A 15572-nucleotide genomic window follows, 5' to 3' on the forward strand; every position below is an offset into this window, starting at 1 on the left:
GAGCATGACCGGTGCGCAGCTCCGTTGCTGCGCACCGGCTTTTCACAGCCGAAGGCCGAACCGCGCCTTCGGCGGTTCTTTCCCGCATTGCCGTTTTTCGACGCCGCTGTTTTTCCAGGTTCCAGAAGGTTTCAGGAAGAGGGGAGTATGGATTTATCGATCGCCGCGATCCTCGCGCAGGACGGCATCACCACCGGTGCGATCTATGCGCTGCTAGCGCTCGCCCTGGTGCTGGTGTTTTCCGTGACGCGGGTGATCTTCATTCCGCAGGGCGAATTCGTTTCATATGGCGCGCTCACGCTCGCCGCGCTGCAATCGCAGAAGTTTCCGGCCACCTGCTGGCTGCTCGTCGCGCTCGGTGCGGCGTGCTTCCTGGTCGAGACCGCCGGGCTCGTGCGTCGCGCCGAACGGCGGCGCCACGCGGCGCGCACGCTCGTGACGCTTGCCGGCAAGTATCTGCTCTTTCCCATCGCGCTCTATGCGGTCACGCGCGGCGTAGCGAGCCAGCAGTTGCCGATGCTCGTACAGATCGCGCTCACGCTTGCGATCGTGGTGCCGATGGGGCCGTTCATCTATCGCCTCGCCTATGAGCCCATCGCCGAGGCGACCACGCTGCTGCTGCTGATCGTAGCGGTGGCCGTGCACTTCGCGATGGTGGGCCTCGGGCTCGTGATGTTCGGCGCGGAAGGCTCGCGCACGAACGCGTTCTCCGACGCCACGTTCAACATCGGCAGCCTGTCGATCTCGGGCCAAAGCCTCTGGGTGATCGGCACGGCCGCCGTGTTGATCGTCGCGCTGTATCTCTATTTCGATCGCACGATTTCGGGCAAGGCGCTGCGCGCGACCTCGGTGAACCGGCTCGGCGCGCGCCTCGTCGGCATCGGCACCACGCAGGCCGGGCGGCTCGCGTTCACGCTCGCCGCGGGCCTCGGCGCGCTGTGCGGCATCCTCGTCTCGCCGCTCACCACCATCTACTACGACTCGGGCTTTCTGATCGGCCTCAAGGGCTTCGTAGGCGCCATTATCGGCGGCCTGGTGAGCTATCCGCTGGCTGCGGCAGGGTCCGTGCTCGTGGGCCTGCTGGAGTCTTACTCGTCGTTCTGGGCGAGCTCTTACAAGGAAGTGATCGTGTTCACGCTGATCATCCCGGTGCTGCTGTGGCGCTCGCTCTCGACGCCGCACGCCGAAGAGGAAGAGGAGTGACGCGATGAAACGATTCGTCATGCACAACCGCTTCTTCTGGCTGTTCCTCGTGGTGATGTTCGCGTTGCCCGTGCTGCCGCATCCGGTGCACGTGCCCGAGTACTGGATCACGCTGCTCAACTACATCGGCCTGTATTCGATCGTCGCGATCGGGCTCGTGCTGCTCACCGGCATCGGCGGGATGACGAGCTTCGGGCAGGCCGCGTTCGTCGGGCTCGGGGCTTACGCGACTGCTTATCTGACGACGCAGTACGGCGTTTCGCCCTGGTTGGCACTCATCGTCGGCGTGGTGATCACGGCGCTCGTGGCGCTCGTTCTGGGGCTCGTCACGATGCGTCTGTCGGGCCACTTCCTGCCGCTCGGCACGATCGCCTGGGGCCTCGCGCTGTTCTTCCTGTTCGGCAACCTCGACATGCTCGGCAAGTACGATGGCATCAACGGCATTCCCGTGCTGAACGTGCTGGGCATCGACCTCGAATCGGGCCGCCATATCTACTACCTGATCTGGGTAGTGGTGCTTGCGTCCGTGGTGTCCGTTCAGAATCTGCTTAATAGCCGCATGGGGCGCGCGATTCGCGCGCTGCGCGGCGGCGGCATGATGGCCGAGGCCATGGGCGTGAACACCGGCTGGATGCGTGTGGTGATCTTCGTCTATGCGGCCGTGCTCGCAGCCGTTTCGGGCTTCCTGTACGCGCACTTGCAGCGCGCGGTGAACCCGACGCCGTTCGGTCTGAATCACGGCATCGAATATCTCTTCATGGCCGTGGTGGGCGGCGTGGCGCACGTCTGGGGCGCAGTGCTGGGCGCGGCGATTCTCACCGTGCTGCAGGACTGGCTGCAAACCCTGCTGCCGAAGCTGCTTGGCGAGAACGGCAACTTCGAGATCATCGTGTTCGGCATTCTGATGGTGCTGCTGCTGCAATACGCGCGGCGCGGCGTCTGGCCGTTCGTGGCGCGCTTCTTCCCGCGTGGTCCGCAGGCGCATGTGCCCGAGCATGCCGAGGCTTTGCCGCAGCGCAGCAAGCCGGCCACCGGCGAAATGCTGCTGACGGTGAACAAGGCGCGCAAGCAGTTCGGCGGTCTCGTGGCGGTGAACGACGTGAGCTTCGAAGTGAAGGCGGGGCAGATCATCGGCCTGATCGGTCCCAACGGTGCGGGCAAGTCGACGACCTTCAATCTCGTGACTGGCGTGCTTCAGCCGACCAGCGGTGAGATCACGTTCCGCGGCGAGCGCATCGACCGCCTCACTTCACGTGAAATCGTCGCGCGCGGTATTGGCCGCACGTTCCAGCACGTCAAGCTGCTGCCGACGATGACGGTGCTCGAGAACGTCGCCATCGGCGCGCACCTGCGTGGTCACGCGGGCGTGCTGCGCAGCGTGGCCAAACTCAATGCCACGGAAGAGGGCAGGCTCATGAGCGAGGCCGCAAAGCAGATCCGTCGCGTGGGCCTCGAACAGCATATGTATGACGAAGCGGGCAGCCTCGCGCTCGGTCAGCAACGCATCCTCGAGATCGCCCGCGCGCTGTGCTGCGAGCCGACCTTGCTGCTGCTCGACGAGCCTGCGGCTGGCCTGCGTTACAAGGAAAAGCAACAGTTGGCGGCATTGCTGCGCAAGCTGAGAGAAGAGGGGATGAGCGTGCTGCTGGTCGAACACGACATGGATTTCGTGATGAATCTCACCGACCGCCTCGTGGTGATGGAGTTCGGCACGCGTATCGCGGAAGGTTTGCCGCAAGAGGTGCAGAAGGATCCGGCCGTTCTGGAAGCATATCTGGGCGGGGTGGAATGATGACGGCACCCGTTCTGGAAGTCTCCGGGCTCGCGGTTCGCTACGGCAAGATCGAGGCGCTGCACAAGGCGGCGATCAGGGTGGGCGCGGGGCAGATCGTCTCCGTGATCGGTCCCAACGGCGCGGGCAAGTCCACGCTGCTCAACGCCATCATGGGCGCGCTGCCCGTGACGGGACATGCGAGCGGCCGCATCGCTTATATGGGCGAGGAGATTGGCGCGCTGCCGATCGAGCGACGCGTGGCGCGCGGCATGTGTCTCGTGCCGGAAAAGCGCGAGTTGTTCGCCTCGATGACGGTGGAGGACAACCTCGTGCTCGGCGCGTATCGCCGCAAGCGCGCCGGTGAGCGTAATTTCCTCGACCAGCTCGAACCTGTTTTCACGCTGTTTCCGCGCTTGAAAGAACGCCGCGCACAGGCGGCAGGCACGCTCTCGGGCGGCGAGCGCCAGATGCTCGCAGTCGGCCGCGCATTGATGGGCAAGCCCGATCTTCTGATGCTCGACGAGCCGAGCCTCGGTCTCGCACCGCTGATCGTGAAGGAAATCTTCCACATCATCAGCGCGCTGCGGCAAACGGGCGTCGCGACGCTGCTCATCGAGCAGAACGCGCGCGCTGCACTGCAGATTTCCGACTACGGCTACGTGCTGGAAACTGGCGACCTGGCGCTAGAAGGACCGGCGGGGGAGTTGGCGCAGAACCCGCGCGTGATCGAAACGTATCTCGGGTTGGCGAAGAAACCGGTCTGACTTCGTCTATCGCTGTAGAAATGAGCGGCGTGTTTCACGTGAAACACGCCGCTTTTTTTTTGTTCAACGCCGGCGCGTCTGGGGAACAAAATTCGGGTGTGAACGGCCGAAAACCCGAAACCGTTATAATTCGCGCATACCACTTTTCCGAGAAGGCTCACGCGGTCGTTTCGTCCTTGCGTGAGGTCCCGCCATGCTTTATCCCACAGAGTTTGACGTAATCGTCGTCGGCGGCGGTCACGCCGGAACCGAGGCTGCGCTTGCCGCCGCCCGCATGGGCGTCAAGACGCTCCTGCTCACGCACAACATCGAAACGCTGGGCCAGATGAGCTGCAATCCGTCGATTGGCGGCATTGGCAAGGGCCATCTGGTCAAGGAAGTCGATGCACTCGGCGGCGCCATGGCCGCTGCGACGGACGAGGGCGGGATCCAGTTCCGCATTCTCAATTCGTCCAAGGGCCCGGCGGTTCGGGCGACGCGCGCGCAGGCCGACCGCATTCTTTATAAGGCGGCGATCCGGCGACGTCTCGAGAATCAGCCGAATCTGTGGCTATTCCAGCAGGCCGTGGAAGACCTGATGATCGAAGGCGATCGCGTCGTAGGCGCCGTCACGCAGGTGGGCATCCGCTTCCGCAGCCGTGCAGTCGTGCTGACGGCGGGGACTTTCCTCGACGGTAAGATCCACGTGGGCCTGAACAACTACACGGGCGGCCGCGCTGGCGATCCCGCTGCCGTGACGCTCTCGTCGCGCCTGAAGGAGCTGAAGCTGCCGCAGGGCCGTCTCAAGACGGGCACGCCGCCGCGTATCGACGGCCGCACGATCGACTTTTCGGTGCTCGAAGAGCAGCCCGGTGACCTCGATCCGGTGCCGGTGTTCTCGTTTCTTGGCCGCGCGGAACAGCATCCGCGCCAGATTCCGTGCTGGGTCACGCATACGAATGAGCGCACCCACGACATCATTCGCGGCGGTCTCGACCGCTCGCCGATGTACACGGGCGTGATCGAAGGGGTGGGACCGCGCTATTGCCCGTCCATCGAGGACAAGATTCATCGTTTCGCGTCAAAGGAATCGCACCAGATCTTCCTCGAACCGGAAGGCCTGACTACGAACGAGTTCTACCCGAACGGCATCTCCACGAGTCTGCCGTTCGATGTGCAGCTCGAGCTCGTGCACTCGATGCGCGGCCTCGAGCACGCGCACATCCTGCGTCCGGGCTACGCGATCGAATACGACTATTTCGACCCGCGCGGCCTCAAGGCTTCGCTCGAAACCAAGGTGATCAACGGCCTGTTTTTTGCGGGCCAGATCAACGGCACGACGGGCTATGAAGAAGCGGCAGCACAAGGCTTGCTCGCCGGCATGAACGCAGGCCTCCAGGTGCAGGGCAAGGACGCATGGTGCCCGCGCCGCGATCAGGCGTACCTCGGCGTGCTGGTCGACGATCTGGTGACGCGTGGCGTTTCCGAGCCGTATCGCATGTTCACGAGCCGAGCCGAATACCGCTTGAGCCTGCGTGAAGACAACGCGGATATGCGCCTGACGGAGATTGGCCGCGAACTGGGCGTGATTGACGACGTCCGTTGGGACGCCTTCTCCCGTAAGCGTGATGCTGTTTCACGTGAAACAGAGCGTCTGAAGTCGACGTGGGTGAACCCCAAGACGCTTTCGGCGGAAGAAGCGACGGCATTGCTCGGCAAGTCGATTGACCGCGAATACAACCTCGCGGACCTGCTGCGCCGCCCAGGTGTGAGCTATGACGGCGTTTGCGGTCTGCGCGAAGGCGCTTGTGCGCCGGAAACCCCGCTCGCCGAGGATGAAGTTTTGCTAGCCCAGATCAAGGAACAGATCGAAATCGGCATCAAATATCAGGGCTATATCGATCGTCAAGCCGACGAGATCGAACGCAACGGCGCGCAGGAAAATACCCGCCTGCCTGAAGGCATCGATTACGCGGAAGTGCGTGGCCTGTCGTTCGAGGCGCGCCAGAAGCTGAGCCAGTTCCGCCCTGAAACGATCGGCCAGGCGTCGCGCATTTCGGGCATTACGCCCGCCGCGATTTCGTTGCTGATGGTTCACCTCAAGCGTGGCCTTGGCCGCCGTCGCCAGAATCCGGGTGCTGCAGACGAAAGCGGCATCGACTCGACGCCGGTGGCGCAATGACGGGGCGCTCGAGGCAACCCGGCATTGCGGACCGCGACGCGCTCGCTCGTCTGCTGAAAGAGGGCGCTCAGGCGCTTGGCGTCGAGCTCACCGAGCGGCAGCACGAGCAGTTGCTCGACTACGTTGCGCTGCTCGCGAAGTGGAACGCCGTGTACAACCTCACGGCGATTCGCGATCCGCGCCAGATGCTGATCCAGCACATTCTCGATTCGCTCTCGATCGTGCCGCACCTGCCGGCGCGCGCCGACGCAACGGTGCTCGATGTCGGCTCCGGCGGCGGACTGCCCGGCATCGTGCTCGCGATCGTGCGTCCGGACTGGCAGGTCACGCTCAACGATATCGTGCAGAAGAAGTCGGCGTTCCAGTCGCAGGCGAAGGCTGAACTCGGACTCGCGAACCTCTCGGTGGTGACCGGCCGGGTCGAATCGCTGCGTTCCGGCATCGAAGTATCGAAAAAATTCGATTTGATCGTGTCTCGGGCATTCGCGGATCTCGCCGATTTCGTTACACTGGCCCGTCATCTCGTTGCCGAGGGTGGCGCGATCTGGGCCATGAAGGGTGTGCACCCCGAAGGCGAGATCGAGCGTCTGCCGGCCGGCACCCGGGCGCTGAACACGATCCGCCTGAGCGTGCCGATGCTCGATGCGGAGCGCCACTTGATCGAAGTGTCGGTTGAGTCGGTCGCCGCGGCCTGAGCCGATCCGGCGATAATCGGCCGAAAGGTGCGCGAAGCAGTTGCGTCATAACGTAAGCAAACTACTTAAGGCAGTAAAAGGGACACACAAAAGATGGCAAAAATCTTCTGCGTTGCGAACCAGAAGGGCGGCGTCGGCAAGACGACGACAACGGTCAATCTCGCCGCGAGCCTCGCATCGCAGGGACAACGTGTCCTTCTCATCGACCTCGACCCGCAGGGCAACGCCACGATGGGCAGCGGCATCGACAAGGCCGCGTGCGAGAACACGGTCTACGAGGTGCTCGTCGACGGTGTCACGGTGAACGCCGCGCGCACGCGACCGGAACAGGTCGGTTACGACGTCCTGCCGGCCAACCGCGAGCTGGCCGGCGCCGAGGTGGAACTCGTGACGGTCGAGCAGCGCGAGCGGCGCCTGAAGGCCGCGCTCGCCGAAGTCGACGCCGATTACGACTTCGTCCTCATCGATTGCCCGCCGGCGCTTTCGCTGCTCACGCTCAACGGCCTGTGCGCCGCCCATGGCGTGGTTATCCCGATGCAGTGCGAATACTTCGCGCTCGAAGGTCTTTCGGATCTCATCAATACGATCAAGCAGGTCCACGCGAACATGAATCGCGACCTGAAGGTGATCGGCCTTCTGCGCGTGATGTTCGATCCGCGCATTACGTTGCAGCAGCAGGTTTCCGAGCAGTTGAAAGAGCACTTCGGCGACAAGGTCTTCGACGCCGTGATCCCGCGCAACGTCCGCCTCGCTGAAGCGCCGAGCTACGGCTTGCCGGGCGTGGTGTTCGATCGCGCCTCGCGCGGCGCACAGGCCTATGTGCAGTTCGGCGCGGAAATGATCGAGCGCGTGCGCGCACTCTGACGAGAGACTGGGGAAGCACGATGAATGCAGTAGCACGGAAGAAGGGGCTGGGCCGGGGGCTGGAAGCATTGCTCGGCGGCAGCGCGGACATCACCGAGGCGGTGAAGATCGACGGCGCGCCTAACACGCTGCCGCTCACGCAGATGCAGGCCGGCAAGTATCAGCCGCGCACGCGCATGGACGAGGGCGCGCTCCAGGAGCTGGCCGCGAGCATTCGCGCGCAGGGTCTGATGCAGCCGATTCTCGTGCGCCCGGTTGCGACGGGGCGCTACGAAATCATCGCGGGCGAGCGGCGCTTCCGTGCTGCGCACATCGCTGGCCTCACCGAAGTGCCGGTGCTCGTGAAGGATGTGCCCGACCAGGCCGCCGCCGCCATGGCACTGATCGAGAACATCCAGCGCGAGGACCTGAATCCGCTGGAAGAGGCGCAGGGCATCCAGCGCCTGCTCGACGAGTTCAGCTTCACGCACGAGCAGGCGGCCGAGTCGGTGGGACGCTCGCGCAGCGCGGTGTCGAACCTGCTGCGTTTGCTCAATCTCGCGGCGCCCGTGCAGACCATGCTGCTGGCCGGCGACCTCGACATGGGCCACGCCCGTGCGCTGCTCGCCGTGGACGCGGCCACGCAGATCACGCTGGCGAACCAGGTGGTCAACAAGCGGATGTCGGTGCGTGAAACGGAGAAGCTCGTTTCGGCCACCACGAAGGCCGCACCGGCAGTCAAGGCGAAGGCCGCGCACGATGGCGGGCGCGACACGCGCCGCCTCGAAGAGGAATTGTCGGACCTGCTCGCCGCATCGGTGAAGATCAAGCTCGGCCGACGCGGGCGAGGGCAGCTCACGGTCGACTTCGGCGACCTCGACGCGCTTGACGGCATCCTGCTGCGCCTGCGCGGCGAGACGGCAGCGTGATGGGCACGATGCGCGCCGCCGCGGCTAACGCGCGCGCCGGCGCATAAATCCGGTGCGCGAATCGGAGCAGGGCGCGCCTGAGCCCTTGAGCCTGTTGCGCCGCATCGGCGCATTCGCCGTTTCGGAGCCGGTGCTCGCGATCCTCATCGTGGCGTTCGTGGCGTTGCAGATTTACGCACCTCGTCCCATCGCCTCGCTGCCCGCACTTGTCGACTGGCAAACGGTGATGACCCTCGCGGGTCTGCTCATTCTGACGAAGGGTATCGAATATTCAGGACTGCTGACCTGGCTCGCGCACAAGCTCGTCCACTACATTCACTCGGAGCGCGGGCTCGCGTTGCTGCTCGTCGCGCTGGCCGCGGTGCTGGCGATGATCGTGACCAACGATGTGGCGCTTTTCGTCGTGGTGCCGCTCGTGCTGTCGCTGCACAAACTCACGCCGCTGCCGCTCAAGCGCCTCGTGATCGTCATCGCGCTTGCCGTGAACGCGGGGTCGGTGCTCACGCCGCTCGGCAACCCGCAGAACCTGTTTCTCTGGCAGGTGAGCGGGGTATCGTTTGGACGCTTCGTCGTGGGGCTCGCACCGCTTTGCGCGTTGCTCATGGCGATGCTCATCCTGCTCACAGCGTTTCTTTTCAAGACCATACCGCTCGATCTCTCGAAAGACGCCGCGCCGCAGCGCGTCGACCGGGCGCTTGCGAGCGTGGCGGCTGTGCTCTTCGTCGCGTTCGTGCTGCTCGCCGATGCGCACCACGCAGGCGTTGCACTTGCCGCCGTCGCCGCGGGCTTTGTGATCTGGCGCATTCGCATCGTGCTCAAGATCGACTGGCTGCTGCTGCTGATCTTCGTGCTGATGTTCATCGTCCTGCGCAGCGTGGCCGCGCTGCCCGCCATCCATCACGCGCTGACGTCACTGTCGCTGCAAACGCCGATGCGCGCTTTTGCCGCAGGGGCGGTGCTGTCGCAAGTGATTAGCAATGTTCCGGCCGCCATTGTGCTCGCGGGTTTCACGCATGACTGGCGCGCGCTCGCGTTCGGCGTGAGCGTGGGGGGCTTCGGGGTGGCCATCGGCTCGCTGGCGAACCTCATCGCCGTGCGTCTGTCCGGCCAGCGCGGCGTGTGGTTGCTGTTTCACCTGGTCGCCGTGCCGTTCTGGATCGCGGCATTTTTGGGCGGCGCGCTGCTGCTGCATCTGTTCTGACGGCACCCCGTCCCACATCCTGGCGCATAGCCCGGATTGCGCGCCAGATGGGCTCGAAATTACCTGGTCATCCTGATGATTGCGCGTTGCCTGCTGCATCCCTTACAGTTACCGGTCACACCCTCGCGGCGCTGAGTTTTCCGCATCATGAAGTCGCATTTCACGGGTGTTATTGAAGGGCCTAAAGTCTTGAATTGCCTGCAACTATCGCTTACAATCGCCCGGATTTATTTGGTTGGCGATGCCGTAAGTACGCTGTAATAAAACGCGTGCAAGGCGAATTTCCGGAATAAAGCGATGGTGGGTCAGAGGCCAGACGAAGCGCCACAGGCGCATGAAGGGCCCGATGTACCGCCGGGCGCAGCCGGAGCATCCAGCCGGGGGCAGGATGCAGCGGCAAGAACTTCCGGACGCGTTGTTTCCAAAGCGGATCACAACGCGCGCTGGGATGAACTGGACGCCAGCCAGCAAGATAACAACGACATCGTTCCGCTCACCCGGGCCGAAGCCGAGCAAATTTTCGGCGCACAGGTGAGTCGCCCATCGCGCGTCACGCCGTTTCGTGTCGTCGCGGCGCAAGTGGTTTTGTCCCTGGTTGCAACGTTGGCGTGGTGGCTGTTTTATAAGCCGCCGGGCAGTGCTGCGTTGTCGGCCTTCCTGGGCGGAGCGATCTGCTGGTTACCCGGTGCGCTGTTCGCGGCGCGCCTGAAGCAGTTGAGCAGGGCGGGCACCGTATTTAACTGGATGCTCGGTGAAGCCTTCAAGATGGGGGCGACGATTGCGATGTTCGTCGCCATCGCGTTCTGGTATCACGACGTGCTGTGGATTCCGCTGCTCGTCACGTACCTGATCGCACTAAAGACATACTGGATCGCGCTCGCGTGGCGCTGACCCGCCAACATCGCGCCGCCTCAAATCAGGGCGTCGAAGCGATGACGGTGGAAGTTAGCTGGCCGATGCGAAGCAGATAAGACACGATCCACGGCGGCGCGTTCCCGCAATACAGTATTGCGGCGGGAACGGCCGAAAACGATTTTCGACAATTTGGGTGGCTCTAACGATATGGCAGCTAGCGAAGGAACGAGCGGACCGGGTCCGTCCGAGTACATTGCTCACCACTTGCAGAACTTTGCGACCTCGCACCAGACGTCGATCGTCGACTTCAGCGTCTGGAACATCGACACGCTGTTCTGGTCGATTCTGTGCGGCGTCGTGACGATCCTCATCCTGCGCCTCGCTGCGCGCAAGGCGACCCCGGGCGTACCGGGCCGCTTCCAGTGCGCCATCGAAATGCTGGTCGAGATGGTCGAGGACCAGTCCAAGTCCATCGTCCATGGCAACCGCGCATTCATCGCACCGCTCGCGCTGACCGTGTTCATCTGGGTCGCGCTCATGAACTCGCTCGACTTCATTCCCGTCGACCTGCCCACGCGCGTGATCGGCTGGCTCGGCCTGTCCGAAGCGCTGCCGCACCAGCGCATCGTCCCGACTGCCGACCTCAACGGCACGTTCGGCATCGCGCTCGGCGTGTTCGTGCTGATGATTTACTACAACCTCAAGATCAAGGGTCCTGGCGGCTTCGCACACGAGCTGCTCTCGGCCCCGTTCGGCGCGCATCCGCTGCTGTGGATCCCGAACCTTGCACTGAACATCATCGAGTTCGTCGCCAAGACGGTTTCGCTCGCCCTGCGGTTGTTCGGCAACATGTATGCAGGCGAGCTGCTGTTCCTGCTGATCGCGCTGCTGGGCGGTCTGTGGAGCTTCGGCGCGGACACGACGGTGCTTGGCTTCATCGGCCACGTGATTGCGGGCAGCGTCTGGGCGATCTTCCACATCCTGATCGTTCTGCTGCAGGCGTTCATTTTCATGATGCTGACGCTGGTGTACATCGGCCAGGCACACGACAAGCACTAAGTGCTCGTCAAACCAGATTTGCAGTTTTAAATCCCCAGTTCCAGAAAATCTCAATAAGGAGTGATCATGCAAGCTTTCATCGCCAACATCCAGGGTTTCACGGCCATCGGTATCGGCATCATCATCGGCCTGGGTGCAATCGGCGCCTGTATCGGTATCGGCCTGATGGGCGGCAAGTACATCGAAGCCTGCGCACGTCAGCCTGAACTGATGAACCCGCTGCAGACGAAGATGTTCCTGCTGGCTGGTCTGATCGATGCAGCGTTCCTGATTGGCGTTGGTGTTGCAATGCTGTTCGCGTTCGCTAACCCGCTGCTCTCGAAGCTCGCGGGCTAAGTTCCCTGGAAGGTTGCGCCTGACCTATAACGGGTAGTGGGCGCATGGCGGAACGGGAGACGAGGCGCTGATCGAGTTTCACAACCGATGAGCGCCTTGCCGTTTCAATTCCCCGGAATAGCAACGATTAAGGAAACACCGTGAATCTCAACGCAACCCTGTTTGCGCAAATGGTCGTGTTCCTGATCCTCGCGTGGTTCACGATGAAGTTCGTGTGGCCGCCGTTGATCAACGCCCTCGACGAGCGCTCGAAGAAGATCGCAGACGGCCTCGCCGCTGCGGAAAAGGGCAAGGCGGAACTCGAAGCGGCGCACAAGCGCGTCGGCGAAGAGCTCGCTACGGCCCGTAACGAGGGTCAAAGTCGTATCGCCGACGCTGAAAAGCGCGCACTGGCGGTCGCAGAAGAAATCAAGGCCCAGGCACACGCCGAAGCGGCACGCATCATCGCTCAGGCGAAGGCCGACGCCGACCAGCAGGTGGTCAAGGCACGCGAAGCCCTGCGCGCCGAAGTCGCCGCCCTCGCCGTGCAAGGCGCCGAGCAGATCCTGAAGCGCGAAGTCGATCAGTCGGCCCACGCCGAACTGCTGAATCAACTGAAAGCCGAGCTCTGATCATGGCCGAACTTGCAACCATCGCCCGCCCGTACGCAGAAGCATTGTTTGGCGTGGCCGAAGCTGGTGACACCGCCGCCTGGTCCACGCTCGTTTCGGAGCTGGCACAGGTTGCGGCCTTGCCCGAGGTGCAGTCGGTCGCGACGAGCCCGAAGGTGAGCCATGCCCAGGTCGCCGAGCTGCTGCTCGCGGCGGTGAAGTCGCCGGTCAAGGAATCGGCCGAGGTGAAGAACCTCGTGCAGATGCTGATCGAGAATCATCGCCTGGCGCTGCTGCCGGAAATCCAGACGCAGTTCGAAGCGCTCAAGAACGCCAAGGCAGGTGCTGCTGACGCAGTGATCGTCAGCGCGTTCCCGCTCGAAGGCGCCCAGTTGAACGACCTCGTCGCCAGCCTCGAACGCAAGTTCAAATGCAAGCTGAAGCCGACCGTCGAGATCGACAACTCGCTCATCGGCGGCGTGCGCGTCACGGTCGGCGACGAAGTGCTCGATACCTCGGTCCGCGCGCGGCTCGCCAGCATGCAGGCGGCGTTGACCGCCTGAGCGCCTCGATTCCAGTAATCGGGCGCGGCGGCTGGCACGCAACAGAATTGAACATCAGGAGCGAATAATGCAACTCAATCCCTCTGAGATCAGCGAGCTGATCAAGAGCCGGATCCAGGGCCTTGAAGCGAGCGCAGACGTTCGCAATCAGGGCACCGTGATCTCCGTGACCGACGGTATCGTGCGTATCCACGGCCTGTCGGACGTGATGCAGGGCGAAATGCTCGAATTCCCGGGCAATACCTTCGGCCTCGCGTTGAACCTCGAGCGCGACTCGGTCGGCGCCGTGATTCTGGGTGAGTACGAGCACATCTCGGAAGGCGACATCGTCAAGACGACGGGCCGCATTCTCGAAGTGCCGGTTGGCCCCGAACTGATCGGCCGCGTGGTCGACCCGCTCGGCAACCCGATCGACGGCAAGGGCCCGGTCAACGCGAAGATGACCGACGCGATCGAAAAGATCGCTCCGGGCGTGATCTGGCGTGAAGGCGTGTCGCAGCCGGTGCAAACGGGTCTGAAGTCGATCGACTCGATGGTGCCGATCGGCCGTGGCCAGCGTGAGCTGATCATCGGCGACCGTCAGTGCGGCAAGACCGCGGTGGCCGTCGACACGATCATCAACCAGAAGGGCAAGGACCTCATCTGTATTTACGTCGCCATCGGTCAGAAGGCTTCGTCGATCCAGAATGTGCTGCGCAAGCTCGAAGAAACGGGCGCGATCGAATACACGATCGTCGTTGCCGCTTCGGCTTCGGAATCGGCCGCACTGCAGTACCTCGCACCGTATGCCGGCTGCACGATGGGCGAATACTTCCGCGACCGCGGTCAAGACGCCCTGATCATCTATGACGACTTGACCAAGCAAGCCTGGGCATACCGTCAGATCTCGCTGCTGCTGCGCCGCCCGCCGGGCCGTGAAGCTTACCCCGGCGACGTGTTCTATCTCCACTCGCGTCTGCTCGAGCGCGCCGCGCGCGTGTCGGCCGACTACGTCGAGAAGTTCACGAACGGCGAAGTGAAGGGCAAGACGGGTTCGCTCACCGCACTGCCGATCATCGAAACGCAAGCCGGCGACGTGACCGCATTCGTTCCGACGAACGTGATCTCGATTACCGACGGCCAGATCTTCCTGGAAACCGACCTCTTCAACGCAGGCATCCGCCCGGCAATCAACGCCGGCGTGTCGGTGTCGCGTGTGGGCGGTGCGGCTCAAACGAAGGTCGTGAAGAAGCTGTCGGGCGGTATCCGTACCGACCTCGCGCAGTACCGTGAACTGGCTGCATTCGCCCAGTTCGCATCGGACCTCGACGAAGCGACCCGCAAGCAGCTCGAGCGCGGCCGCCGCGTGACGGAACTGCTCAAGCAGCCGCAGTATCAGCCGCTGCAAGTGTGGGAACTGGCTGTTGCGCTGTTCTCGGCGAACAACGGCTACCTCGACGATATCGACGTCAAGGACGTCCTGCCGTTCGAAAAGGGCCTGCGCGAATACCTGAAGTCGAAGCACGCTGACCTCGTCGCGCGCATCGAGGACAAGAAGGACCTGTCGAAGGACGACGAGAACGCGCTCCACGCGGCTCTCAAGGACTTCAAGAAGTCCGGCGCATATTGATCCGTCCGGGAATCAAACACGATAAACGGACTGGGACCCGGGTAAGTGCCGAATGAAGCGCTGACCCGGGTCGACAAAGGAGCAAAGCAATGGCTGGAATGAAGGAAATTCGCGGCAAGATCAAGAGCGTGCAAAACACGCGCAAGATCACCAAGGCGATGGAAATGGTCGCGGCGTCGAAAATGCGCCGTGCCCAGGAGCGCATGCGCGCCGCCCGCCCGTATGCCGACAAGGTCCGCGACATCGCTGCGCACATGAGCCGTGCGAACCCCGAGTACCGCCACCCGTTCATGGTGGAAAACACCGGTGCGAAGGTCGCAGGCGTGATTCTCGTCACGACCGACAAGGGTCTGTGCGGCGGGATGAACACCAACGTGCTGCGCGCGACGCTGCAGAAGTTCAAGGAGCTGGAAGCATCCGGCACGACGATCGAAGCAACTGCGATCGGCAGCAAGGGCCTCGGTTTCCTGAATCGTCTGCGCGCGAAGGTCGTCTCGAACGTTGTGCAACTCGGCGACACGCCGCACCTCGAAAAGCTGATCGGCGCGATCAAGGTGCAGCTCGACCAGTACTCGGAAGGCAAGCTTTCCGCCGTGTACCTCGCGTACACGCGCTTCGTCAACACGATGAAGCAGGAGCCTGTAATCGAGCAACTGCTGCCGCTGTCGGCCGAGCGTCTGGAAGCGGATGACGACGGCACGACGCCGAAGTCGGCGTGGGACTACATCTACGAGCCGGACGCGCAAACCGTCGTGGACGAACTGCTGGTGCGCTATGTCGAAGCCCTGGTCTATCAGGCCGTGGCGGAAAACATGGCTTCGGAGCAGTCGGCCCGTATGGTGGCGATGAAGGCGGCGTCGGACAACGCGAAGACGGTCATCAACGAACTGCAGCTCTCGTACAACAAGAGCCGCCAGGCCGCGATTACGAAGGAACTTTCGGAAATCGTCGGCGGCGCAGCAGCCGTTTGATCAAGCGACGAGCGCGAAC

At 63.1% G+C, this 15572-nt stretch carries 15 protein-coding genes; all 15 read left to right on the top strand.

Going from position 1 to position 15572, the window contains the following annotated elements; genetic code table 11:
* Positions 1-147 precede the first annotated feature (147 nt).
* The 15 genes from ACOJB8_RS20175 to atpG all read left to right on the top strand — a co-directional run bounded on the left by ACOJB8_RS20175 (position 148) and on the right by atpG (position 15553).
* Positions 148-1203, top strand: a complete 1056-nt coding sequence (locus ACOJB8_RS20175; RefSeq protein ID WP_368618554.1) for a branched-chain amino acid ABC transporter permease — start codon at positions 148-150, stop codon at positions 1201-1203.
* 4 nt (positions 1204-1207) lie between these two features.
* Positions 1208-2995, top strand: coding sequence for a branched-chain amino acid ABC transporter ATP-binding protein/permease (locus ACOJB8_RS20180; protein WP_475013890.1), 1788 nt, complete (start codon positions 1208-1210; stop codon positions 2993-2995).
* Positions 2992-3741: an ABC transporter ATP-binding protein gene (locus ACOJB8_RS20185; RefSeq protein ID WP_368603726.1), complete on the top strand. Its 750-nt coding sequence runs from the start codon at positions 2992-2994 to the stop codon at positions 3739-3741. The genes ACOJB8_RS20180 and ACOJB8_RS20185 overlap by 4 nt, the downstream gene beginning before the upstream one ends.
* A 193-nt stretch (positions 3742-3934) precedes the next feature.
* Positions 3935-5902, top strand: a complete 1968-nt coding sequence (mnmG, locus tag ACOJB8_RS20190) for a tRNA uridine-5-carboxymethylaminomethyl(34) synthesis enzyme MnmG (RefSeq protein WP_475013892.1) — start codon at positions 3935-3937, stop codon at positions 5900-5902.
* A complete protein-coding gene (gene rsmG, locus ACOJB8_RS20195; RefSeq protein ID WP_475013894.1) occupies positions 5899-6597 on the top strand; it encodes a 16S rRNA (guanine(527)-N(7))-methyltransferase RsmG in 699 nt (232 codons plus the stop codon). Before mnmG ends, rsmG begins: the two co-directional genes overlap by 4 nt.
* 93 nt (positions 6598-6690) lie before the next feature.
* Entirely contained in the window at positions 6691-7461 is a 771-nt protein-coding gene (locus ACOJB8_RS20200) for a ParA family protein (protein WP_069264452.1), read from the top strand.
* Positions 7462-7481: 20 nt separating this feature from the next.
* Entirely contained in the window at positions 7482-8369 is an 888-nt protein-coding gene (locus ACOJB8_RS20205; RefSeq protein WP_042265990.1) for a ParB/RepB/Spo0J family partition protein, read from the top strand.
* 52 nt (positions 8370-8421) lie between these two features.
* Positions 8422-9570: an SLC13 family permease gene (locus tag ACOJB8_RS20210; protein ID WP_475013897.1), complete on the top strand. Its 1149-nt coding sequence runs from the start codon at positions 8422-8424 to the stop codon at positions 9568-9570.
* A 297-nt stretch (positions 9571-9867) separates the two neighbouring features.
* Complete coding sequence (locus ACOJB8_RS20215) at positions 9868-10461, top strand: ATP synthase subunit I (protein WP_083245236.1); 594 nt, start codon at positions 9868-9870, stop codon at positions 10459-10461.
* Between the two features lie 171 nt (positions 10462-10632).
* On the top strand, positions 10633-11484 hold the full coding sequence (gene atpB / locus ACOJB8_RS20220) for a F0F1 ATP synthase subunit A (protein WP_069264450.1): 852 nt from the start codon (positions 10633-10635) through the stop codon (positions 11482-11484).
* Between the two features lie 66 nt (positions 11485-11550).
* Positions 11551-11820, top strand: a complete 270-nt coding sequence (gene atpE, locus ACOJB8_RS20225; RefSeq protein WP_028203308.1) for a F0F1 ATP synthase subunit C — start codon at positions 11551-11553, stop codon at positions 11818-11820.
* Between the two features lie 140 nt (positions 11821-11960).
* Positions 11961-12431, top strand: a complete 471-nt coding sequence (locus ACOJB8_RS20230) for a F0F1 ATP synthase subunit B (protein ID WP_028213229.1) — start codon at positions 11961-11963, stop codon at positions 12429-12431.
* Between the two features lie 2 nt (positions 12432-12433).
* On the top strand, positions 12434-12973 hold the full coding sequence (locus tag ACOJB8_RS20235) for a F0F1 ATP synthase subunit delta (protein WP_028203310.1): 540 nt from the start codon (positions 12434-12436) through the stop codon (positions 12971-12973).
* A 67-nt stretch (positions 12974-13040) separates the two neighbouring features.
* Positions 13041-14582 carry a F0F1 ATP synthase subunit alpha gene (atpA, locus tag ACOJB8_RS20240; protein WP_069264448.1) on the top strand — a complete coding sequence of 514 codons (1542 nt, stop codon included), beginning with the start codon at positions 13041-13043 and terminating at the stop codon, positions 14580-14582.
* An 89-nt stretch (positions 14583-14671) separates the two neighbouring features.
* A complete protein-coding gene (gene atpG, locus ACOJB8_RS20245; RefSeq protein ID WP_069264446.1) occupies positions 14672-15553 on the top strand; it encodes a F0F1 ATP synthase subunit gamma in 882 nt (293 codons plus the stop codon).
* The last annotated feature ends 19 nt before the right edge of the window (positions 15554-15572 follow it).

It is taken from the genome of Paraburkholderia sp. BR10141 (assembly GCF_056155635.1).